15 protein-coding genes and 1 pseudogene are annotated in these 21,027 nt (G+C 60.3%); 5 read left to right on the forward strand and 11 right to left on the reverse strand.

The annotated features are described in order from the left end of the window. Positions 1 to 41 precede the first annotated feature (41 nt). Together NW828_RS07550 and NW828_RS07555 are read left to right on the forward strand one after the other, a co-directional pair. Entirely contained in the window at positions 42 to 1,805 is a 1,764-nt protein-coding gene (locus NW828_RS07550) for an ABC transporter ATP-binding protein (RefSeq protein WP_414382953.1), read from the forward strand. Positions 1,806 to 1,865: 60 nt separating this feature from the next. Then, positions 1,866 to 3,398 carry a UDP-N-acetylmuramoyl-L-alanyl-D-glutamate--2,6-diaminopimelate ligase gene (locus NW828_RS07555; RefSeq protein ID WP_414382954.1) on the forward strand — a complete coding sequence of 511 codons (1,533 nt, stop codon included), beginning with the start codon at positions 1,866 to 1,868 and terminating at the stop codon, positions 3,396 to 3,398. A 2-nt stretch (positions 3,399 to 3,400) separates the two neighbouring features. Here NW828_RS07555 and carA read toward each other — a convergent pair whose 3' ends face one another. From carA to NW828_RS07600, 9 genes are all read right to left on the reverse strand, one after another. Continuing rightward, entirely contained in the window at positions 3,401 to 4,588 is a 1,188-nt protein-coding gene (gene carA / locus NW828_RS07560) for a glutamine-hydrolyzing carbamoyl-phosphate synthase small subunit (protein ID WP_414382956.1), read from the reverse strand. Between the two features lie 61 nt (positions 4,589 to 4,649). Continuing rightward, positions 4,650 to 5,204 carry a Tfp pilus assembly protein FimT/FimU gene (locus tag NW828_RS07565; RefSeq protein ID WP_414382957.1) on the reverse strand — a complete coding sequence of 185 codons (555 nt, stop codon included), beginning with the start codon at positions 5,202 to 5,204 and terminating at the stop codon, positions 4,650 to 4,652. Positions 5,205 to 5,209: 5 nt separating this feature from the next. Further along, a complete protein-coding gene (locus tag NW828_RS07570) occupies positions 5,210 to 6,379 on the reverse strand; it encodes a type II secretion system protein J (RefSeq protein ID WP_414382959.1) in 1,170 nt (389 codons plus the stop codon). Positions 6,380 to 6,435: 56 nt separating this feature from the next. Continuing rightward, positions 6,436 to 7,176 (reverse strand): prepilin-type N-terminal cleavage/methylation domain-containing protein, encoded by a 741-nt coding sequence (locus NW828_RS07575; RefSeq protein ID WP_414382961.1) that lies wholly within the window; start codon positions 7,174 to 7,176, stop codon positions 6,436 to 6,438. A gap of 63 nt (positions 7,177 to 7,239) precedes the next feature. Next, positions 7,240 to 14,685 (reverse strand): hormogonium polysaccharide biosynthesis protein HpsA, encoded by a 7,446-nt coding sequence (gene hpsA, locus NW828_RS07580; protein WP_414382963.1) that lies wholly within the window; start codon positions 14,683 to 14,685, stop codon positions 7,240 to 7,242. Between the two features lie 140 nt (positions 14,686 to 14,825). Next, positions 14,826 to 15,422 (reverse strand): response regulator, encoded by a 597-nt coding sequence (locus tag NW828_RS07585; protein ID WP_414382965.1) that lies wholly within the window; start codon positions 15,420 to 15,422, stop codon positions 14,826 to 14,828. Between the two features lie 104 nt (positions 15,423 to 15,526). After that, complete coding sequence (locus tag NW828_RS07590; protein ID WP_414382967.1) at positions 15,527 to 16,150, reverse strand: pentapeptide repeat-containing protein; 624 nt, start codon at positions 16,148 to 16,150, stop codon at positions 15,527 to 15,529. A gap of 86 nt (positions 16,151 to 16,236) precedes the next feature. Then, a complete protein-coding gene (locus NW828_RS07595; protein WP_414382969.1) occupies positions 16,237 to 17,076 on the reverse strand; it encodes a DNA-formamidopyrimidine glycosylase in 840 nt (279 codons plus the stop codon). A 51-nt stretch (positions 17,077 to 17,127) separates the two neighbouring features. Further along, the gene (locus NW828_RS07600) at positions 17,128 to 17,355 is read right to left on the reverse strand and encodes a photosystem I reaction center subunit IV (protein ID WP_414329200.1); all 228 of its coding nucleotides are present in this window, start codon (positions 17,353 to 17,355) and stop codon (positions 17,128 to 17,130) included. A 119-nt stretch (positions 17,356 to 17,474) separates the two neighbouring features. Between NW828_RS07600 and NW828_RS07605 the strand changes: the two genes are divergently transcribed. Beyond that, entirely contained in the window at positions 17,475 to 18,359 is an 885-nt protein-coding gene (locus NW828_RS07605; RefSeq protein WP_414350373.1) for a penicillin-binding transpeptidase domain-containing protein, read from the forward strand. Between the two features lie 116 nt (positions 18,360 to 18,475). Beyond that, on the forward strand, positions 18,476 to 18,628 hold the full coding sequence (locus tag NW828_RS07610) for a chlorophyll a/b-binding protein (protein WP_011429120.1): 153 nt from the start codon (positions 18,476 to 18,478) through the stop codon (positions 18,626 to 18,628). Positions 18,629 to 18,898: 270 nt separating this feature from the next. Here NW828_RS07610 and NW828_RS07615 read toward each other — a convergent pair whose 3' ends face one another. Together NW828_RS07615 and NW828_RS07620 are read right to left on the reverse strand one after the other, a co-directional pair. Further along, positions 18,899 to 20,587: an NAD+ synthase gene (locus NW828_RS07615; protein ID WP_414382971.1), complete on the reverse strand. Its 1,689-nt coding sequence runs from the start codon at positions 20,585 to 20,587 to the stop codon at positions 18,899 to 18,901. 37 nt (positions 20,588 to 20,624) lie between these two features. Then, a complete protein-coding gene (locus NW828_RS07620) occupies positions 20,625 to 20,873 on the reverse strand; it encodes an ATP-binding protein (RefSeq protein ID WP_414382973.1) in 249 nt (82 codons plus the stop codon). A gap of 78 nt (positions 20,874 to 20,951) precedes the next feature. Between NW828_RS07620 and NW828_RS07625 the strand changes: the two are divergent. Further along, positions 20,952 to 21,027 (forward strand): annotated as a pseudogene (locus tag NW828_RS07625) (IS5/IS1182 family transposase); the annotation flags it as partial.

Consider the following 21,027-nt stretch of genomic DNA (forward strand, 5'->3'; position numbering starts at 1 on the left):
GGCTGAACGCTAGAGTGGAAGAGGATGCAGGGAGCAAGTGAGTGACCGGATCCCATCTCCGACAATTGGCCCATTATCTGCGCCCCTATCGACGACAGGTGGGGTTGGGCATTGGATCCCTGCTCCTGGTCAATGGCCTGGGGGTGTTCCTGCCCTGGTACGTCAAGCTGGTCATCGATGACCTCAGCCAGAACCTGGCCACTTTGTCGGCCCGGCGCATTGCCCTTTACGCCCTAACGGTGCTGGTCGTCTCCAGCCTGATGATGGGCATTCGCATTGCCTCGCGGGTGTGGATGTTTGGGGTGGGACGGCAGGTGGAGTTTCACCTCAAGCAAGCCATCTTCGAGCATTTGCTCACCCTGCAGCCTTCCTACTTTGCCCAGCAGACCATTGGGGACATTCTCACCCGCATCACCAGCGATGTGGAAAACATCCGCCGCCTGTTGGGCTTTGCCCTACTCAATTTGGCCAACACGATCTTTGCCTATGCCACCACCTTGCCCGCCATGTTTGGCATCGAGCCCCGCCTCAGCGCACTGGCCCTATCGGTGTTTCCGGTGATGTTGGTCTTGGTCAAGCTGAGCAGTGCCCGCCTGCAGCAGGAGCAGCTCCAGGTGCAGCAGGAGTTGGCAGATCTGAGCGATCTCATCCAAGAAGATCTGAACGGCATTGCCCTGATCAAGGTGTACAGCCAGGAACAGCACGAGCAGCGGGAGTTTCGCCGCCAGAACCAGCGGCTGCTGCAGGCCAATTTGCGCTTGGCCCTCACTCGCAACTTGCTTTTCCCTTCTTTGGTGGCGCTGGTCAGCCTAAGCTTGTTGCTGCTGCTGGCGGTGGGGGGGCCGCAAATTGCAGCCGGGACGCTGACGATCGGGGATTTTTCGGCCATCACCCTCTACGTGGAACGGTTGGTGTTTCCCACCACCCTCCTGGGTTTTACCCTCAGCGTCTACCAGCAGGGCCAGGTCAGCTTGGAGCGGATCGACGCCCTGCTGAGGGTGCAGCCCACCATCTGTGACGCCCCCGCGGCTCTACCGCTGCCGCTGGAAAAGGTGCAGGGCCGCATCGAGGCTAGGGGTCTTACCTTTGCTTTTGCCGGCCCTGCGGCAGCTCCGGCTCTAGAGGATTTGCACTTTTGCATAGAACCGGGCCAGATGGTGGCGGTGGTGGGGCCGATTGGGGCGGGCAAGTCCACTCTGGCCAATGCCCTTCCTCGGCTGCTGGAGATCCAGCCGGGGCAACTGTTTTTGGATGGGCGGGATATCACCCGTCTGCAACTGGGATCCCTGCGGCGGGCCATTGCCTATGTGCCCCAGGAGAGCTTCCTGTTCAGCGCCACGGTCCGGGATAACATTCGCTACGGCAAGCCGGATGCCGAAGATTGGGAGGTGGAATGGGCTGCCAAAGCCGCCCACATCCACGCCGAGATCCTCAACTTTCCCAACGGCTACGACACTCTGGTGGGAGAGCGGGGCATTACCCTCTCCGGTGGCCAGCGACAGCGGGTGGCCTTGGCCCGGGCTTTGCTGGTGGATGCTCCCATCTTGATCCTGGATGACTCTCTCTCCAGCGTGGACAATCAGACGGCCCAAGCCATCCTCCGCCATCTGCGCCAGACCACGGCCCAGAAAACGGTGATCTTCATCACCCATCGCCTCACGGCTGCGGTGGAGGCCGATCAGATTTGGGTGATGGACCAGGGCCGCCTCGTGCAGAAGGGATCCCATGCCGAATTGCTGGCGGACGAGAAGGGCCTCTACGCTTCTCTGTGGGCCAAGCAAAAGCTGGAGGAAGCCCTGGCCTAATTTGACGGCGGCAATCCCTGGCCGCTACCCTAACCGGCAAAGCTGTGGGGAGTGGCAACGATGGAAACTGCTGGGATCACTTTGTCCAAATTGCTCAGCCAAGCCGGGATCCAGCCTCAATTGGCCCAGGGATCCCTGGAGGGGGTGCAGGTCTGGGGCCTCTGTGCCGACTCTCGCCAGGTACAGCCGGGGGATCTCTTCTTGGGGATGCCGGGATCCCGCGTGGATGGAGGTAGCTTCGTGGCCCAAGCCCTGGCGGCAGGGGCAGTGGCGGCCCTCATTTCCCAAGAGGCGTGGGAGAGCGTCAGCGGAGAGGCTGGATGGGGAAGTCAGCCCGTCCTGGTTTTGCCTCGCGCCAGCCTGAACAGGGCCGTGGCCAAGGTGGCGGCAGCTTTCTATGGGTTTCCCGCCCGCCAACTGACCTTGGTGGGGGTGACGGGCACCAATGGCAAAACCACCACTACCCACTTAATCGAACATTTGGTGCAAGCTGCCGGCCGCTCCGCGGCTTTGCTGGGCACTCTGTACAACCGCTGGCCTGGCTATAGCGAAGTGGCCTCCCACACCACCCTTTTTCCCCTAGAGCTGCAGCGCAGCCTGCGGCAGGCCCACCAAGTCGGGGCAGAGGTGGCCGTGATGGAAGTGAGCTCTCACGCATTGGCTCAAGATCGAGTGTGGGGGTGTTCCTTTGCCGCTGCCGTCTGGACCAACCTTACCCAGGATCACCTGGATTTCCACGGCAGCATGGAGAACTACTGGCAGGCCAAAGCCACCCTCTTCCGACAGGAGTATCTCCAAGGGCGGGCGGTGATCAACGCCGACGATGCTGGGGGACGGCGGCTCTTGCAAGCCATTCGGCCCGATCTGCAGCCCTGGGCCTACTCGCTGCAGCCTCTGGAAGGGATCCCCGGCCTCTGGCCCAGCAACGTTCAATTGCACCCCAGCGGCTTACAGGCGACGCTCCACACCCCCTCTGGCGCCTTTGCCGTGGCAGCCCCCCTGGTGGGATCCTTCAACCTGGCCAACCTGCTGGCGGCGGTGGGGGTAGCCCTGCACTTGGGGATCCCTGTCGAGATCATCCAGTCGGCCCTGCCCCACTTTCCGGGCGTACCGGGGCGGATGGAGCGGGTGACCCTGCCAGGGCAGGATATCGCGGTAGTTGTGGACTACGCCCACACCCCCGACGGCCTGGAAAACCTGCTCAAGGCCCTGCGATCCCAGGTGCAAGGGCAACTTATCTGCGTCTTTGGCTGTGGCGGGGATCGGGATCGGGGCAAACGACCGCAGATGGGCCGCATTGCCGCCACCTGGGCAGATCAGGTGATCGTTACCTCCGACAACCCCCGCACCGAAGATCCCCAGCAGATCCTACGGGATATTTTGGCCGGGATCCCTGGATCCCCCAAGGCGGTGGAGGTGGATCGGCGGCAGGCCATTCGCCTGGCCATCCTCGCAGCCCAGCCAGGGGATACGGTGGTCATTGCCGGCAAAGGCCATGAGGACTACCAGATCCTGGGCACCGAGAAGATTCACTTCGACGACCGAGAAGAAGCCCGCGCCGCCCTGGCCCTGAGGGAAAAAAGCCGGGGGTGAGGCTAACGGGAGCGGTGCTGCAGCATCAGCTCCACGAACTCGCGGAAGAGGTGATCGGCGTCGTGGGGGCCGGGGCTGGCTTCCGGGTGATACTGCACGGAAAACAGGGGCAGGTGACGGTGGCGGATCCCGGCCACGGTACGGTCATTCAAGTTGAGGTAGGTGATTACCACCCCATCGGCGGGGATCGAAGCGGCATCCACCGCAAATCCGTGGTTCTGGCTGGTGATCTCCACTTGCTTGTCCAGCCCACAGGGATGGTTGAGGCCCCGATGGCCAAACTTGAGCTTGTAGGTGGATCCCCCTAGGGCCAAACTGAGAATCTGATGGCCCAGGCAGATCCCAAATAGGGGCTTCCCGGTTTGCAGCAGCGCTTGCGTGGTGCGGATGGCAGTCGTCTCAGCGGCGGGATCCCCTGGCCCATTGGAGAGGAAGATCCCATCGGGGTTGTAACTCAAAATCTGCTCCGGGTTGGCATTGGCCGGCAACACCATCACCCGACAGCCATAGTGGGTAAGGCGGCGCAGAATGTTGCGCTTAACGCCGAAATCCAAGGCCACCACCCGCAGGGGCGGCTCCGGCACTGGGATCCCTTGGCTGCGGCCATAGTCCCAGTCGGCGGGGGTAGGTTCCAGCCACTCGTAGGGTTGAGGAGTAGTAACTTCCGCCACCAAGCTCAACCCCTGCATGGAAGGAGCCTGGCGCACCCGCTCCAACAAAACCTGGGGATCCAAAGTCTCCGTGGAAAGGGCCCCGTTCATCACCCCCTGAGAGCGCAGCCGCCGTGCCAAAGCCCGCGTATCTACCCCAGCAATGGCCGGGATCCCATATCGTTGCAGGTATTCGGGGAGGGTGGATGTAGCCCGCCAGGAGCTGGCCAGGCGAGACACATTGCGGGCGATGATCCCCGCAACCTGAGGCCGAGCCGATTCTTCGTCGAGCTCATTGACTCCGGTATTTCCCAGCTCCGGACAGGTGAAGGTAACCATCTGCCCCCGGTAGCTGGGATCGGTGATCACCTCCTGGTAGCCGGTCATGCCTGTGTTGAACACCACCTCGCCCACCGCCGTGCCCGGCGCCCCAAAAGACCAACCGGCAAAGGAAGTGCCATCCGCCAGCACCAGCAAAGCAGGCTGACGAGCCTGCCAAGGGAAAGTTTTTTCCTGAGGGATCAGGGAAGGAGAAGCCATGCTCCACCCAAAAACATCGGCCTGACCATCCTACCCTCTTTCAAGAAGGTTGCAAGCCTAGCTACTCTTCTGCATCTGTTCTACTTGCACAAGCCGGGTCGTTGTCCTTGCGGATAGTGCCTATCAAGGTGCTTACCACCACACAGCGGTTTTCCCCCTGAGAGTAGGTGCTGCTGACTACAAAGCGACCCAGTTGACGGGCCTGGCCATCGGATTCAAAAACCGCCCTTCCGTCATTGAAGGTGTTGGCTACAGTTACAAAATTGTTCAGGCGTAGCCGCTGACAGGGGGTAGGTTCATCGCAGAGGCCCTCCTCATCCTGGATAACCAGAGTCGGCACGTTTGGCTCTGAATTGTCCACCCCCACCACCCAAGCTCGGCCCAGGAGAGAAGCCCTGGCGTTGGTGCGGGCGGTGCGCAAAGCCCGCTCTACCTTGTTTTGCGCATCCTCAAGCTGGATCCGGGCCCAGATGTTGATCCCAGAGGGAACGGCTAGCGCGGCCAAGATGCCGATGATGACCACCACCGCTAGGACTTCTGTCAGCGTAAAGCCCCGGGATCGAAAAGGCTGAGATCGGCCAATTGCTTTTTTCTCCAAGGCCAACATGGTGGACATTCCCCCTAGGAGAGCTGACGGTTGATAACACCGCGGGCAAGAACCCGTGTTTGCATTGGCAGCAAGTAGCGCGACACCTCTGAGATATCGACGCTGGTGGCATTTCGGATGTAGCGACGGAAAAGGCCAGGGTTGGCCCGCTCCATGGCCGTGGCGGTGATGTTGATGATCACATCCTGCGGTCGGTCAGCGCCGACGCTTTGCCGCACGCAGACATGGAAGCCCACGTCGTTTTGGTTATCTCCCAGCCCTGGGAAGGTGACGCCGTTGGGCCTGCCGCCACCAAAGGCATAGCCCTGCGGGCAAGCGGGTGCAACCTGCGGACTTCCCTCCCGGCTGCTGAAGATGTTGGAGACTAGAGTTGTCAGGCGGGGGCCTTGATTGCCTGCATCGGCAATACGCTCCTGGGGTGTTCCCTCCCGCTGGAGCCTTTGCAGAGCCTGCTGAGAGGGCCAGGCAAGAAAACCCTCCTGGAAAGGATCGGGATCAACCCTAAAGAATGGGCTGCGCCCAGCGCAGTTATTTTGACCCTCAGTGTTGAAGGGTAGCAACTCAAAACGGTCGATCCGCGCGTTGCCTTCCCAGGGAGTGCGCCCCGTTGGGTTGCCGGCGTTGTTGTAGTTGCGGCGTAGGTAGTACACCACCAGGGTGTAGATGCCGCGGCGGCTGACAAGAGTGTCCCAATCCGCATTTCTACCGTTCTGATCGCGCGGAAACCCGAGAGGTGGCTGGTTTAGTAGGGTAGCATTGCCTCTTCGAATATCTTGCAAGGTGGGGTTGCCCGCGTAGCATCCCTGCGGGATCGGCTCCAACTTCCAAAAGGCAACAACCGGGATAGCGTCATCGGGTCGGCGGATCCAGCCCGGCGCGTAGAGCCGTTGAATGACATCCGGGATCCCATCTCCGGGGGGCTGTTGAGGGTCACTGGGCCGTTCGGTGTCGTTATAGATGTAGAGAGCCTCCGCCAGATCTTGCTGGATATATTCCATGGCCTGCGTCAGCTCCGCCTGCACCTGGGTGCGGCCCGTCTCTTCCCGATCCAGCCGCATCGTCTCAACGACGATCATCCCCGTGGCCAAGAGAAAGATGGAGGCAATCAGCAGCGAGACCAACAGCTCAATGAGGGTAAACCCTCTGCTCTTACTGGGTCTGCGGCGAAAAATCTTGAAAAACATAGGGAAACACCCCCATCTTCTCAACAGGTTTTGCGGGAAGGAACTTAGGCTCTACCTCACGGTGCAACAGGATTAACAGGCAGGGGGAAAGCCCGGCACCTCTCGATGGGATTCTCGCCTCTGGCAATGGCTATCTGCCGGCAAACATCTCCCAAGTTGGCGGCGGGGTTAATTTCTACAAATGAGGTGGCCATGGGAAAGAGCCAGACATCGGCATTGGCCAAGTTCTGGCTGGCCGAAGCCAACTCCGTTCCCAATCCAGGCAGCGCTTGGCGAGTGGTCGGGTCGAAAGAAAAGCGATGGTAAACCCTCACCCCCATGCGAAAGCTGCAGGGAACCCCCTGAATGACCCTGTTTTCGCGCCGGTCGATGCAAGGTGCCCCCGCGTCGCGAAAGGTTTGGATGACGTATTCTTCGGGGTTACGCCCCGGCACTTGAACCCGAGCCACGCGAATGGAATAGTTGTCCCCCTCTGTGTCCATATCGGTAGGAGGTGGGGTATTTGCCAGCGGGTTGGCTCCCACCTTGGGCAGGCGGGCTAGTTGAGCCGGATGCCGAAAAGCACGAGGGTCGTCAGATAGCTCGATATCCACCAGGGTGCGGATGCGGTCCACCTCCTCCTGGGCTAGGCGGTTGGCCAGCTCCACCCGCTCGCTCATGGCGCGCCGGTAAGCAATTACCGTGAGGGTAGGGGCCAGGGCAGCCATGGCCAAAGCCACAATGACCACCGACGCCAAGACCTCAATGAGGGTAAAGCCCCCTGTTTCTTGTTGCCGCCAAAGCCGTCCTTTGCTCATCGATCCCTCCCTTAGCCCACTCTGCTCCTACCTCGAATCTACCCCTGGCTTGGGGAGTCGATATCAGTTGAACTCATTACAGCCACCAATCCGGGCAGACGGATCCAACTGCACACCCGGCTGATTCTGGAGTGCGCAGCGCAGCCGCCGCACATACGGATCCTGAGGATCCAACTCCCGCAAGAACTCCGTGCGCGTGTTGGAGGGGAATTGGAAGCGAGCCGACACCGCGCTGGGACGACGGGCAATTTGCAGGCCCACATCGTAGCCGAAGCGGCGGTTGGGTGGGTAGTAGTAGTCGTAGCCCCGCACAAAGGTTGGATCGGCTACCAGATCGGGTGGCTCAAAGCTGTGCTGCAGGAAGGGGCCGGTAGCATAGGTGCTGTAGTTGAGCTGGATCATCGAGCCGCTGAAAAAGAGGTTGACATCTCTCCACAGCTCGTTGAGGCGCAGGAAGTTGTGCATGCCCCCGCCTGTCTGATTCAGCCGAGACGGGATCACACCGCTGATGGCAATGGCATTCACCCGCGTTTCCCTGGCCGGCTGGAGCTGCCGGTTTTGGGTGCCGTTGTCGTTGCGGCGGCGCTGGTTTACATCCGCTGAGGCCAGCTCTTGGAAGCGGGGAATGGGAATGGGCCGACGGGTCACCTCATCCAGGATTACCCCCAGCACAGGGTTGTTGCCGGCAAAGCCGGTGGTGGGCTTGTTCAGATCCAGGGTGAAGGGCTCTACGTCCACCCACTCCGGTTTATTGCCACTGCCGCCATCCCGATCAACCTGCACCTGGATGGTGTTGCCGTTGGGCTTGACGTAGAAGCAGAGGCCATTGCGAATATCTTCACTGCCCTTGTGGTTAATGTAGTATCCGTCCGCATACTTGGACGCGGGAGTGTAGGCTTGGGTCGCGGCGCTTTTGTTGACGCGGGCGTAAGGGTTGAGCGCCATCTGGGGTTGGATCTCTAGCTCTGGCCGATCCGGCAAGTCTAACCCAAACAGTGGATCCCGCTCCAAAACATTTGAAGGCTCCTCCAGATCCCAAATGCCATTCTTGTTGAGATCCTCGAAGGTAGGATCGGCACCTTTAGGAGAGGTACGCAGAGTGCTGGGTCGGCTGTCACCGGTGTAGGCGGTGTACTTGAAGCGGTCGTTGAAGTTGGGGCGAAACACCCCCGGTACCCAGAAGCCACCGTCGGTGGGAGTGACCTTTTCTTCTGAGTCACAGCGAACAGTTCCATTGGGATTGAGCAATCGCCGCCGCAGTTGCCGCGCCCAGTCGTCGGTGCCTAGGCTAAGAGTTCCGGAAATCGGAGAAGCACCACTCTCGGCAGGGCGAATGCCGGGTTCTTTGCTGGGGTTGGCGATCTGGCTGGAGAGCAAATTGCCTCTCAGTCCGGCGCGGGCAGCATAGGCGGGCTCACCAAACATCCAATTGAAGGCCGCCTGCAGAGCCTCGGCAGGGCTGGGCCACTTGGGCAGCTTGGGCACCCCTGCTTTCACTTCCAGCACCGGGGAAAGCTCCGGCTGCAGAGCAATGGTTACGCCCTCGGCAGGAGCCGCAGCCACCGTATTCACGCTGATGGTCTCCGGCTCCGGATCGGCCTCGACTGCCTGAATGGGGCGCAGCTCCACCGTGTTGGGCTTGGCTGCCATCCACTCGCCCAAGGGGCTCTTGGAACGAGTTTCTGGGGCAAAGGTGCTCGACCCGCAAGGCCGACCTTGACAGGTCAAACTTTGTGTCCCCGTTGTGGTGGCCGGACAGGTGGGGCTGCTGGTGCTGGCGATGAGGGTGCCCGTCCGGGTTTGGGTAAAGGTTTTGGTTGTGCCGCAGGCGATTTGGTCGATGACCTCATCGCAACTGGCCGGCGACCAAGGTCCCCAGTTGTAGTTGCAGATCTTCTGGCAGGTGACCGTCTGGGTTTGCTGCCTGGTGGTGGTTCCGCAAATCGAGGTGCAGGTTTCGGTGCGGGTCTGAGTTATGGTCAGGCCGCCATTGGCCACCGTGCACGCAGGAGTCCAGTCTGTATAGGTGCAGGTAGCCCCCGGAGGTTGGCAAGTGATGGTTTGGTTTTGGGTTTCAGTAAAGGGGCTTTGGCTGGGACACAGCGGCGTAACCGTGCGGCTGCGGCTCTGCGTAATGGTAGCCCGGCTGCACTGCTGCTGCTGGGTACACTGAGGCGTCCAATCTGACCAAGGCCCGTAGTTGTACTGAGGGTAGCAGGTGATCGTCCGAGTTTGCGGTGTTGGCGGAGTGCCAGGGCAACCAGCAGGCAAGGTGGCAGTTCTGGTTTGGGTAATAGTGGTTTGCTGACAGATGTTGGGGTCACATGCAGGAGTCCAGCCTGTCCAGATGGGATCGCAGTTGAGGGGGGTTGCGCAGTACTTCTGGTTGGGTGCTAAAGGCTTCAGCGGATCCGGCTGGCAAGGTTGGTTTACCCCCTTCAACGGCTTCAGGTACCGCAGGTCGTAGTCTTCTAGATCGCTGCCATCGCGAGTGGCAAAGCGCAGGGAGGCACTGCCGGTATTTTCGTAAGTTTGGATCTCCACCAAGTAGGGCGAGGGCTGGGATGGATCCGCGCACTCCAGCTCCAATCTCAAGGCAAACTCGTTGCTGCCGCTATCCCACCAGGCTTCGGCACCCGCAGCATTGGGCCCTAGGTTGAGGGGAGTTCCGTTCCAAACTCCGCGGTTCTCGAAAGTGGCATCGGAGCCGTCCCGCCGTCGAATGATCAGCCGCACGCCGTCGTCGCCGTTGAGAATGCGGTAGCTCTGTAGGCCAGGCCAACGGGGATACAGCTCCCCTACCCAGCGCACCACGAAAAAGTCGTTGCCGTTGTTGTTGCCGCTGTTTGTCCCACCACTTCTGCGCCGCCAGCAGGAGCGCTGGAAGTTGAAGTGACTTGGAAAGTTGAGGTCATCCGCGTCGATGGGCAGGTTCGGCAGGCTGTTGTTGCCATCGGGCTCCCCACAACTGGGCATCCAGAACCAGTCGCCGCGATCCCGCCGATCGGGGTTGCCAGGCGGTAGTGACAAACGGCAGAGGGGCTGCAGGATGTCAGACAAAGAGCCGTTGCAGCTGAGATTGTTGTACAGCTGCCGTTTGAAGGGGGAGCGCGAGTCTATGCTGTTATTGCTGCCAAAAAAGTACTGGAAGCCTCCCCACCAGGGAAACTCAGGGCCACCGCTGCGGGCAAAGGGGGCTAGGTTGCTCGGATTATTGATGGCATCTCGCACACAGGCCCAGCGTTGGTCTTTGTTGGCGCTGCCCAAGTTGGTCGTGGGGCAAGTGTGAGCACTGCTGGTAAAGCCGTTATTGGTGGTAACCCTGCTGTTAAACTGACCAATGGCGTCAGGTACTCCTTGCGCCGGGAACACCGGATCCGGCCAGCGCACTGCCCGCAGGTAGGGCAGGTTGGCCTCTTGGGCTTCTGGAAGCAGGGGGCCTACGGCTCCGCTGGTGGCAAACCCTGTGTTGCGGTTGTACCGGTTCTGCGGGCTGGTCAGCCAGCCGTTGTAGTACTCGGCCAATAGGCCACCGCCTCCTTCAGGCTCGGGGCAAGGCCCAAGTGGAGCCACCAGCAGCCAGCGGGAGGTATCCAGCACCGGGTTGCCCAAAGCGGAGATGCGGGTGCCGAAGTTGGCATAGCCCACATCGGGTGCCCGCAAGGGCCGCACTGCCGGCACGCCACCGCCCGCCGTTCTGTCATCGTTATTGGGATCCGAATCGGCGTTGTTGAAGGGAGCCAGAATGGTGTCGCGGGCAAACACATCCGGCCAACCCGGCTGGTTGAGGTTGTCGCCCAGGTTCTGGGCCCCGTTGGTGTTGTCGAAGCGGAGGACACCAGCGCCGCCTCCGTTGGGATCCGGAGCCGGCCAGTTGTTGTCGCGGATTACCAGGGCCTGGTTGAGGAAAGAAGTGTTGGCTCCTAGGTTTGGCCCGCTGCAGCCGTAGTAGTCGCTGCGGCGAGGTGCTGAGGCCCGTCCACCGTCGTAGTCCTGCCCGGGGTTGTAGTTAACGCCGCCGCCATTGAGGGTGCCATCCTGGACAAAGGCATCATCAATGCTGCCGTCGCAGAAATCGGCAGAAAGGATGTTCACCGAGTCGCCCAAGACCTCGCTAGGCCGCCAGAGATCCTCCGCCGCCCGAGCAAAGCGCCGGTCTTCATCGGCCCGCCGCCGCCCGTAGAAGTTGCTGTAGAGGCCGTCTGCTCCGAAGTTAAGAAGAGTTGTGAACTCCTCCAGCCGCTGCCCGTTCCCCGTCTGGTGCAGGTTAAAGTCCCCTTGGATGTAAACGGGGTTGTCGGAAACGAAGGAGAGGCCAAAAATCGCGTCATCAGGGTTGAACCCGCCGCGGGCCAGCACCGCCCCGTTGCGCAGCCGGAAGCCGTAGGGCCGCCGATCCGGATCGGCATAGTAGTCCACCGGTTTGGGGCTGAGACCTTGCTCGGAAACAGGGGGATCCCAGACCGTTTGGCCATTGGCCGTGCCGCGACCTGGCTGACCGGCGTTCATAATACCGGCATCGCCCAGGTCACCGCGGGCATTCCCCGCTTGCCATTCGGCCAGGTAGCTATCAAAAGTGCCCAAGGGCGGGCGGGCAATGGCATCCTCCCGTACCGCATCTTCCCGGAAGGCGTAGAAAATCCCCCCTTCTCGGTTCTCGCCAATGCCGGCAGGCAGCCAAGTGTCCCCGTTAATCAACCCCCTGGCCTGTCCGTTGACGTTGTTGGTCAGCAGGGCCAGGTCGATGTTGAGGGCCCGCACCGCCATTGCCTCGCGGCCATCGTAGAAGACGGAATCTTTGAAGGGCACGCGGTAGCACTGGTCGCCAATCCGAATTAACTCAAATCGGTTGCTGTTGGGGTGGTTGCCAAGTACTGGGCTTCTGGGGCATTCCTCTAAACGAGCATTGGGCAAGGTCCAGGCGTTGATCTTAGGCTGGGGCCTCAGCCTCATGGATTCCAGGTCCACCACGGCTTGATAGGTTACTGGCCCCTGTAGGAAGGGGTAGGCCTGCCTCCGCTCATTTTCAAGGTCATCGTCGGGGTTGGGAGGCACACTGTGGTGGAAGGTCTGCAGAGGGAAAATGTAGCGCAGCGGCAGATAAAACCGGTTGGCTGCTTCTCGGTCCCCAGCTCGGCTGGCTTGGATGTCGTTCAAAAGGATTTGAGCTCCTGGATCCTTGGCATTGGCGGCATCCCGAATGCGCAGGATGTTGTCCGCCAGCATGCCCAACATGCAGCCTGCCGTTTGCAGCGTGGTTTGGTCGGCTAGGCTCAGTTGGTCAACAGCAGTGCCTCTGTTAACGGTATCGATGACCCGCCGCAGCTCCGAGAAGTTGCCAAAGGCGGTGATGAACGGATCCGGATGAATGCGGCCCGGCTCTTGCTTAGGTGGGTAGGCCCCGTCGGGATCGCCGGCAAAATTAGCCAGGTTGGTTAGCGCCGTCCACAGTGGGGTGCCAGGCCGTAGCTGCTCTTTCATTGGCGTGGGATCATATTCCCAAACGTTGGTGCCCTCGCCGGTAAAGAAGTTGATACCCAGTTGGTTGCTCTGGTCACCCGCGGGAAACGTAGAAGCCCGCTGCAAGCTCCAGGGAGTGCCGGGGTGAGCCACCGTGGCCAAGCAGGCAACGGGAAAGCGCCCCTGCTCATGGCTGTAGTGGTAAACGGCCGTGGCCTGCACTGCCGCTGGGTTATCCCGTAGCGTTAGGCGTTGCCGCGCCTCGTTGCTGATGAAAATGGCCTGTAACCTGGTGGGGTCGGGGTCCTCGGGATCCCCGGGCGGCACCAAAGGCAAAGGCAAAGAATCGGTGCGGGTCAGCTCCAGACGCTGGCCCACGATCACCCGCAGACCTTCCACACGGGCCCGCCGCTCCCAGTAGCCGTCCAGCCCCACCTCGGAAAGGGCCCCTGGGGGAGGGTTGTCCTCGGTCAAAGACTCATTCTGGTTGTTCCTGGCATTAGGAGGAATCGGGCTACCGGCACCGACACCAAACCTCTGAGCAAAGGTGTCCACATCGCAGCCCCTCTGCGGGTCAGGAGTTACAGGCGGACGGTCGTAGCTGGCTTTGGGGCCAAAGCGGTTGTCGGCCCGATAGACATCGTCTACATAGGGAGGGCAGACCTGGTCTCTTTCTGATTGAAAGCCACCGGCTTTAACTCGTCCTCCCTGCTTGGCATTAATTGGGGAGTCCGACCATCCCGCTGGATCTGGTGCATAGGTTCCGCGGGTGCGAATGCGGCCAAAAAGCTGGAGCTCCAGCGGATCCAGAGCTATCTTTTCCGGATCTTCATTGTCTTCATTGTTCTGAACTGAATCATTCTGAACTGAATCAAAGTTGAGGTTATTCAGACGGGACGTACTAGGTGCCCTACCTGGCACACCGGGGTGGGCATCGAAGATGAGGTTGTCGCTCACCTGCTGGTCACGGTAACCAATGGCCCCTGCCACCAGCTCTCCAAAGGCAGTGATCTCAGAGTTGTCAGAGGGCATGTAGAAGCAGGATTCCTCCGAGCTGATGGCGAAAGCCCGGAACAAGTTGTTGGGGGCATAGCGGAAGAAAAGGCTGCCCCCTGTGTAGATAGCGCCGTTCCAGTTGTATCCAGGGGTGAAGAAGAACTCCGCGTCGCTGCGGCTGAAAATCCCCCACTTGTTGAGTAGATCCCGCTTCTGCTCCTGCTGGAATTGCAAAGCCGAGATGGCACGGGTGGTGGAGTCGGCGCCTTGAATCGGCAGGGTGACGGCAAAGACCTGGAAGGGCTTGTACAGCGCCGGGCCGACCTGGAACCAATCCCCTATGTTCGGGTTGAAAGTCTGGTTGGCAGCGGAATCAGTGCACCCTTCCAGGACGGATCCTTGAAGTGGACCACTGCGGATCACCAGTCGCCGCGCCCGTTCAGTATCGCTGATATTTCCCTCAAAGCCCTCCAGTCTGTCTCGGCCCTCTACCGGCGCACGACGAGCATGAAGGATGGTATAGGCTGTTACGGAGTCATTGAGGCCGTTGTTGTCGGTATCCACCAAAAACCACCAAGCCGGGGCTTGCCGCTGCACTTCGATTCGCCGACCTGGATTCTGGGGATCGGGCACGCGAGCCGTGTAGGTCAACAGGAAACGCTCCTCGTCGGGAAGGGTGTAGGGATCCGAGGCTTCCGCAGGCACCACTTCGCCATCGTTGAGCAGGGCAGAGGTGAATTGCTCATCAGTGGGAGCACTGACAGGCAGGCGGCGATCCCGGACGAGGTAGTCGATCTTGGCCCGCGCCCGGTCGATGGCGGTGCTCAGTTGCCGGCTAACCGTCTGCTCTGCCCGCTCCACCTGGGTTTGGATGGTGCGCTGGGTAGAGCGGGTCAGCAGCCCTACCGTCACCAAGCTCAGCACCAGCACGATTAAAATCGCCACTGGCAGCACAAAGCCGCGCTCGCGGATCTTGCGCCGATCCACCCGTGCTTTCAAAGAGGCGAGCAAGCGCAGGGTGAGCTTGAGCAGCAGCGTGGAAGGAGCAGACATACCGTATCTCGGACAACGTGAAGGGGAAGGCGGCACCCAGGGGATCCCTGTCAAGATGCCAAGCTAGCAACAGTATGGCGGTGATCATGGCCGCCGCAAATCCCCACCTCTGGGGGGAATCCCCAAGCCCTTTCTCCAATTCACAAGATCCCCAGTTGCTGCGCCTTGAGCAGGGCGGTGACGCGGTCGTTGGCATCCAGCTTGCGGTAGGCGGCGCTGGCGTATTCTTTGACGGTTTCGATGCTTAGGCCCAGACGGCGGGCGATCTGTTTGTTGGCCAAGCCCTCGCTCATCAGTTGCAGCACACACAGCTCGCGGGGGGTGAGCTTGGGCAGCTCCTGTCGGGCAGGCAGCCAGTCTCGTTCGGGGTTGGACAAAATCTGACGGATGACGCGGGCCAATTCCGCCGGGTCGGTCTCTTTGGAAAGGTAGCCTTTGGCCCCGGCGCGGCGGGCTGCCTCAATCAGACCCGGCTCCTGAAAGGTGGTCATCATCACCACCACCACCGGCAGGCCCAGCTCGGTGATTTGCTGGCAGGCGGCGATCCCATCCCCATCCGGCATGCGCACATCCAAAATGGCTACGTCGATGGGGCAACTGCGACAATGGTGGACGGCCTGGGATCCCGTCTCGGCTTCGGCCACCACCTCAAATCCTTGGGCTTGCAGGGCAAACTTCAGCCCCAGCCGGAAGAGGGGATGATCGTCGGCAATGAGAACGCGGACAGGGGAAGTCATGGCAGGGGATCCCAGCCGAGGGGGTGCTGGTTTTAATCTGCCCAAGGAGGGATCCCAAATAAAGCGCCCTCACCCCCAACCCCTCTCCCTTGGGGAGAGGGGGGTTATGGCTTCACCAAGACCATGCCGCGGGCCTGGGGGTCAAAGGTGGGATCCAGCCGGGTTTGGGCATTGTACAGGGCGCCGGTCAGATCCGCCCCCTCCAGAAAAGCGCCTCGCAGGTCGGCCCCCCGCAGATCGGCATTGTGTAACTTGGCCCCTGTGAGGTCGGCGCCGGTGAGGATGGCTCGACGCAAGTCGGCCCCGCTTAAGTTGGCCACCTGCAGATTGGCACCCGTCAGATCTGTCTGCTGCAGGTTGGCCTGCGCCAGATCGGCTTCCCACAAGAAAGCCCCTGCCTGAGCTGAGCCACTCAGATTGGCCCCTCTCAAATCGGCCAGATTGAGGATTGCTTGGGAGAGGTCGGCAGCTTGGAGATTGGCCTGTCTGAGGATCGCTTCTTTCAGGTTGGCCCCACTGAGGTCAGCTCCCGGCAGTTCTGCCCCCGTTAGGTTGCAGGCGGGGCAATCCTTGCTGGGAAAAACAATTTGGGAGCGGCCCAGTTGGGCATCCAACTCCAGTTGGGCAAAGGTCGCAGCCGTCGGGATCCCCAGCGCCAACAGCGCTCCCGACCAGAGGCGACTTCCCCTCATCAAGGGCTTTACAGGTTGGAGCCGTGCCCATCCCATGGTTTTCACCGGGATCCCCTCCTACTGCTGATGGTAGCCGCTCTGGCCCATTTCCCCAGGGATCCCCCATATCTTGAGGAGCGCCACTAGCTCTGTTGCGGCTGGCAGTGGGGGCAAAAGTGAGCCGACCGACCTGCCAGCTTCATCCGCTGAATTGGGGTGCCACAGAGGCGACAGGGATCCCCTTCCCGACCGTACACCCACGCTTGCCCTTGATAGTTGCCGTTGAGCCCACGCAGATCCCGGTAATCCCGCAAGGTGGTGCCCCGCTGCTCCAGCCCAGCCCGTAACACCTCGATCAAAGCTTCTCGCAGGCGTGCCTTGGCCACATCCGAAAGCTGAACTGCTGGCGTCAAAGGGTGAATGCCGCTCAGAAACAGGGCTTCGTCGGCGTAAATGTTGCCCACCCCGGCTACCAGCGATTGATCCAGCAGCGCGGTTTTAATAAGACGGCGGCTCTTCTGCAGGGCAGCCTGGAAATAGGCCTCAGAAAAAGCTGGCGAAAAGGGCTCCGGCCCCAAGGTCTGCAGGGTGGGGATCACCGCCTCCAGCTCAACACCGGCAGGCACCAGCCACATCTGGCCAAAGGTGCGCTGATCCACAAAGCGCAAGTCCCACCCTTCCTCAAAGGCCAAACGAACACGAGTGTGAGCTGATAAAGGGGTGGATCCCTGCACCCAGAGCAACTGCCCGGTCATGCGCAGATGCACGCCCAGAACAGCTCTCGAATCCAGGGATCCCAGCAGATACTTTCCTCGCCGCTGCCACTGGGTAAAACGGGTGCCGATCAAGCCCCGCCCAAACGTCTCCCCTGCAGGGTAGGCAATGGTGCGGGCCAGGAGCACCTCCACCGCAAGTATCCGCGGCCCCAAGGTGAGGCGTTGCAAATCTTGCCGAACTGTTTCAACTTCCGGCAGTTCAGGCACAGAACAACTTGCTCAAGCAACACAGCTCCCGGCATCAGAACCCTTGTTGGTTTAGCTGGCCGGAGCGGCTTTGGCCTTGGCCTTGGGAGCTTCCAACACTTCCAGTTCATCTTCGCGGAAGTTGTTGGTGTTGATGTTGTAGTAGTTGATCTTGTCAAAGCGGACGATCACCGGGTAGAGAATGCCGCTGGTATCCACCGCCGCAACCGTTCCCACATCCCGGTACCAGTAGGATTCTTTCCGCAGCACACGGACTTTGGCACCACGCTGAATTGCCATGAGGGTTATCTCCATTGACCTGAACTCAGATTACCCTAGTCCGTGAGAAGGCTGCGATTTCCGAATTTTTGTAACAGGGATCCGCTTTTGTCTGGCTGGGTTTTCGGGGCCAACAGCAGATGAACCGTCGCACCTGTGGAGCCTGGCTGTTGGGTTCTGCTTTGACCTGGGGCTTGCAGGGGAAATCTGCAGGGCTGCCCCATCCGCGCGATTTTGCCGCCGTCCTCAACCTGAACACCGGTCGTTTAACAAGGGTTTGGCAGCCGGAGCAGGCTTCCAGAATCAGGGCCAGCCCTGGCTCAACCGTCAAATGCGCCGTTGCCGCCGCTGCTCTGCAGACCGGGATCAGCTCCGGCGAGCGCTTGATCCACTGTCCGGGTTGGTGGGATCCGCCGCCGCAACTGGGGTTGGGCCGCCTACCCTGCTGGGATCCCCGCGGCCATGGGGCTTTGAACTTGCGCCAGGCCCTGGCCCACTCTTGCAACGTGCATTTTTACCAGTTGGGCTGGGAGCTGGGGGCCGATACCCTGGTGGAGTGGCTGCGGCGCTTCGGCCTAGGGAGTGTGCAGAATACAACTCCGGCTCCGCTCTTGGCGACCGGTCTGGCTGGGCCGGTGGATCCCTGGGAGCTGTTGGTTTATGGGGGCGTGATTGCCCGCCGAGGTGTACCCCTTTCTGGCGAGGTCTCTCTGCCCGCTTTCTCTTTACCGGCTTGGATTTGGGAGGCTCTCCATGCTGGCATGAGCCTGGCGGCAACAGCGGGCACCTGTCGCGGCATTGCCCCAGAAGGGATCCCAGTGGCAGCCAAGTCTGGCACCATCCTCAATCCTCAACGACGAGGACGACCAATTCTCTGGGCAGAAGATTTTCAAGCCTGGTTGCTGGCCTTTTGGCCCCTGCCGGATCCCAACTGGACGCTGGTGCTGCACCTGCATCAGGGCAAAGCCTATGAGGCGGCCATTCCCCTGGCGCGGCAGATCATCGCCGCCATCGGCAGCGGGTGACCACCTTGCTTGCGATCATGAAGAAATGCAAACTATACTGAAGGTCAAGTGCCGTTCTCGTTTTCGTTCTTTACGGATCCCACTCCCTGTCGTTCCCGTTTACCCTGGAGGTTCTCATGTCTAATCCCAATTTGTCTGAGCCCAAGTTTGGCTTTAACGAGTATGCCGAGCGCCTCAACGGTCGGGCTGCCATGATTGGCTTTGTGTTGGCCATTGTCATCGAAGCGGTGACGGGCCAAGGCGTTGCTTCCTGGCTGGGCCTGATCTGAGAGGGATCAGCTTGCCACTCTTTATTCTTTAGATTTTTCCTGGGGTCTGCCGGTCTGCAGGCCCTTTGTTGTCTTTGACTGAGCAGGAAATATACCTGTGCTGGCTGCAGCAGTTCCTAAATGGCAACTACAGTTATTCCAGGTTAGGGTGAGACGCTTGGGCTACTGGTCGCGCCAGCGGGACGGAGTCCTTGAAAAGCCTTCTGGCCCCGTGCATTCTAATGTTTCAGGTGTGGGTGCGGTGTCCTGGTTTGAATTGAGATGAGGGTTTCAACTGATCCCTTCCTGCCGCTTGGCGATTGGCATCCGCCAGCCGGTGCCGAAGGCGCGATCGGTAATGCGTAGCCCAGGGGGAGCTTGGTGTCGCTTGAACTCGGCTTTTTGAACCAGCCGCAGCACCTGCTGCACGATGTCGGGATCGAACCCTTGAGCCACCAACTCGGGGCTGGATTGATGCTGCTCGATGTGCCGCTGCAGGATCTTGTCCAGCAAATCGTAGGGGGGCAAGCTGTCGCTATCTTGTTGGCCGGGTCGCAATTCCGCTGAGGGGGGCTTGGTCAGAGTAGCAAGCGGGATCCGCTCCTGCTGTCGGTTGATCCAGCGAGCCAAGCGGTACACCCAGGTCTTGGGCACATCGGAAATCACCGCCAGGCCGCCGGACATATCCCCGTAAATGGTGCAGTAGCCCACTGCTAGCTCTGATTTGTTGCCTGTGGTCAGCAGCAGCCGCCCGAACTTGTTGGAAAGGGCCATGAGGAGGGTGCCGCGAATGCGAGATTGCAGGTTTTCTTCCGTGATGTCTGGGGGGAGGCCGGCAAAGGGCTCTGCCAAAAGCTGGTGGTAGCTCTCCATGATGGACTGAATCGGCAGCTTCAGGGTCGGGATCCCCAGGTTTTGCGCCAGTTGGTAGGCGTCGGTCAGGCTGCCAGGGCTGGAATAGGGAGAGGGCATGAGCACCCCCAGCACCCGCTCCGGCCCCAAGGCATCGGCGGCGATCACAGCAGTTACGGCAGAGTCGATCCCCCCCGACAGGCCCAATAGCACCTCGCGAAAGCCACATTTGCTGACGTAATCGCGGGTGCCCAAAACCAACGCCTCGTACAGCTCAGCTTCCGGCTCGGTCGGCCAGCGGGATCCCGTAGTTGGTGGATTCTGGTCTGGGTTGGGAGACTGGGTCAACTCGTCCACATCCAGGATGAGCTGATCCGGCTGAAAGGCAGCGGCTTGGGCCACAACCCGACCCCAGCGATCCACGGCACAACTGGCCCCATCGAAGATGAGGTCGTCGTTGCCCCCCACTTGATTGACGTAGAGAATGGGCAGGGCGTGCTTGCGGGCCAGGGATCCCAGCATCTCCACCCGCAACTTCTGTTTGCCTAGGCTGAAGGGGGAAGCCGAGAGGTTAATCAGCAGGTCGGCACCGCAGCGGGCCATCTCTTCCACCGGATCCCAGTGGTAGCGGCGGTGCTGCCAAAAGTCGCGGTCGTTCCAAATGTCTTCACAAATGGTAAAGCCCAGGCGGCGGCCACGGTACTCGATGGGTTGGGGCTGGGATCCCGGCTCAAAATAGCGATCTTCGTCGAAGACATCGTAGGTGGGCAAGAGCGACTTCTGAAACCAGTGGCGGATCTGGCCTCCCTCCAGCCAGGCAGCAGCATTGTAAAGGGGCCGACCCTCAGGCAGAGGATTGTGCTGCACGGATCCCACGACTACCGGAATGCTGGCCTGTAACCGGCTGGCCAAGTGCTGCAAAACCTGGCTTGCCCTCTCGACCAGGGCCGGGTAGAGCAACAAATCGCGAGGTGGATACCCCAGCAACGCCAGCTCCGAGGTGATGGCCAACTCTGCTCCCGCCGCCGCCACTGCCTCAACCGCTGAACGGATGCGCTCAGCATTTCCGCTCAGATCGCCGACAGTGTAGTTCAGTTGCAACAGCGCTACCTTCACCCTGCACCCCATATGGTAAATCTCACCATAAGTGGCCCAAACCGAATCGTCAACAAGATTCTGCTGCGGGCAAGCGAAGAATAAACGTGGTTTGGTGGGCAGTGCTTTCCACCTGCAAAGAGCCGCCCAAGTGGTTGGCAATGGCTTGGGCCAGAGCCAATCCCAAGCCTGTTCCCCCCTGCTGCCAGGGATCCGAGTGGGGGATGCGATAAAACTGCTCGAAAATGCGTTCTTGTTCTTCGGGGGGAATGGTGGTGCCCGTGTTGGTCAAGCGCAGCTCCCAACGGTCGGAACCCAAAGCAACAACCTCTAGGTCGTGTTGATCTTATGTTAGGATAGAGAGAATAATTTATAGAGGAAAGAGGATGAAGTTGGTTTTTTAGATGAAAACAAATGGCAGAAGATATTGGCTTTTTTACAGACAGAAGAGAGAGTTAACATTGGGAAAGAAG

Origin of the sequence: Synechococcus sp. W55.2, assembly GCF_047461635.1 — a bacterium.
Taxonomy (GTDB): Bacteria; Cyanobacteriota; Cyanobacteriia; order Thermostichales; family Thermostichaceae; genus Thermostichus.

What these genes read in the sequence shown, in the direction of transcription:
- NW828_RS07555 (WP_414382954.1), top strand. Translation starts at nt 1,866, where the DNA reads ATGGAAACTGCTGGGATCACTTTGTCCAAATTGCTCAGCCAAGCCGGG.
- carA (WP_414382956.1), bottom strand. Translation starts at nt 4,588, where the DNA reads ATGGCTTCTCCTTCCCTGATCCCTCAGGAAAAAACTTTCCCTTGGCAG.
- NW828_RS07565 (WP_414382957.1), bottom strand. Translation starts at nt 5,204, where the DNA reads ATGTCCACCATGTTGGCCTTGGAGAAAAAAGCAATTGGCCGATCTCAG.
- NW828_RS07570 (WP_414382959.1), bottom strand. Translation starts at nt 6,379, where the DNA reads ATGTTTTTCAAGATTTTTCGCCGCAGACCCAGTAAGAGCAGAGGGTTT.
- NW828_RS07575 (WP_414382961.1), bottom strand. Translation starts at nt 7,176, where the DNA reads ATGAGCAAAGGACGGCTTTGGCGGCAACAAGAAACAGGGGGCTTTACC.
- hpsA (WP_414382963.1), bottom strand. Translation starts at nt 14,685, where the DNA reads ATGTCTGCTCCTTCCACGCTGCTGCTCAAGCTCACCCTGCGCTTGCTC.
- NW828_RS07585 (WP_414382965.1), bottom strand. Translation starts at nt 15,422, where the DNA reads ATGACTTCCCCTGTCCGCGTTCTCATTGCCGACGATCATCCCCTCTTC.
- NW828_RS07590 (WP_414382967.1), bottom strand. Translation starts at nt 16,150, where the DNA reads ATGGGATGGGCACGGCTCCAACCTGTAAAGCCCTTGATGAGGGGAAGT.
- NW828_RS07600 (WP_414329200.1), bottom strand. Translation starts at nt 17,355, where the DNA reads ATGGCAATTCAGCGTGGTGCCAAAGTCCGTGTGCTGCGGAAAGAATCC.
- NW828_RS07605 (WP_414350373.1), top strand. Translation starts at nt 17,475, where the DNA reads ATGAACCGTCGCACCTGTGGAGCCTGGCTGTTGGGTTCTGCTTTGACC.
- NW828_RS07610 (WP_011429120.1), top strand. Translation starts at nt 18,476, where the DNA reads ATGTCTAATCCCAATTTGTCTGAGCCCAAGTTTGGCTTTAACGAGTAT.
- NW828_RS07615 (WP_414382971.1), bottom strand. Translation starts at nt 20,587, where the DNA reads ATGGGGTGCAGGGTGAAGGTAGCGCTGTTGCAACTGAACTACACTGTC.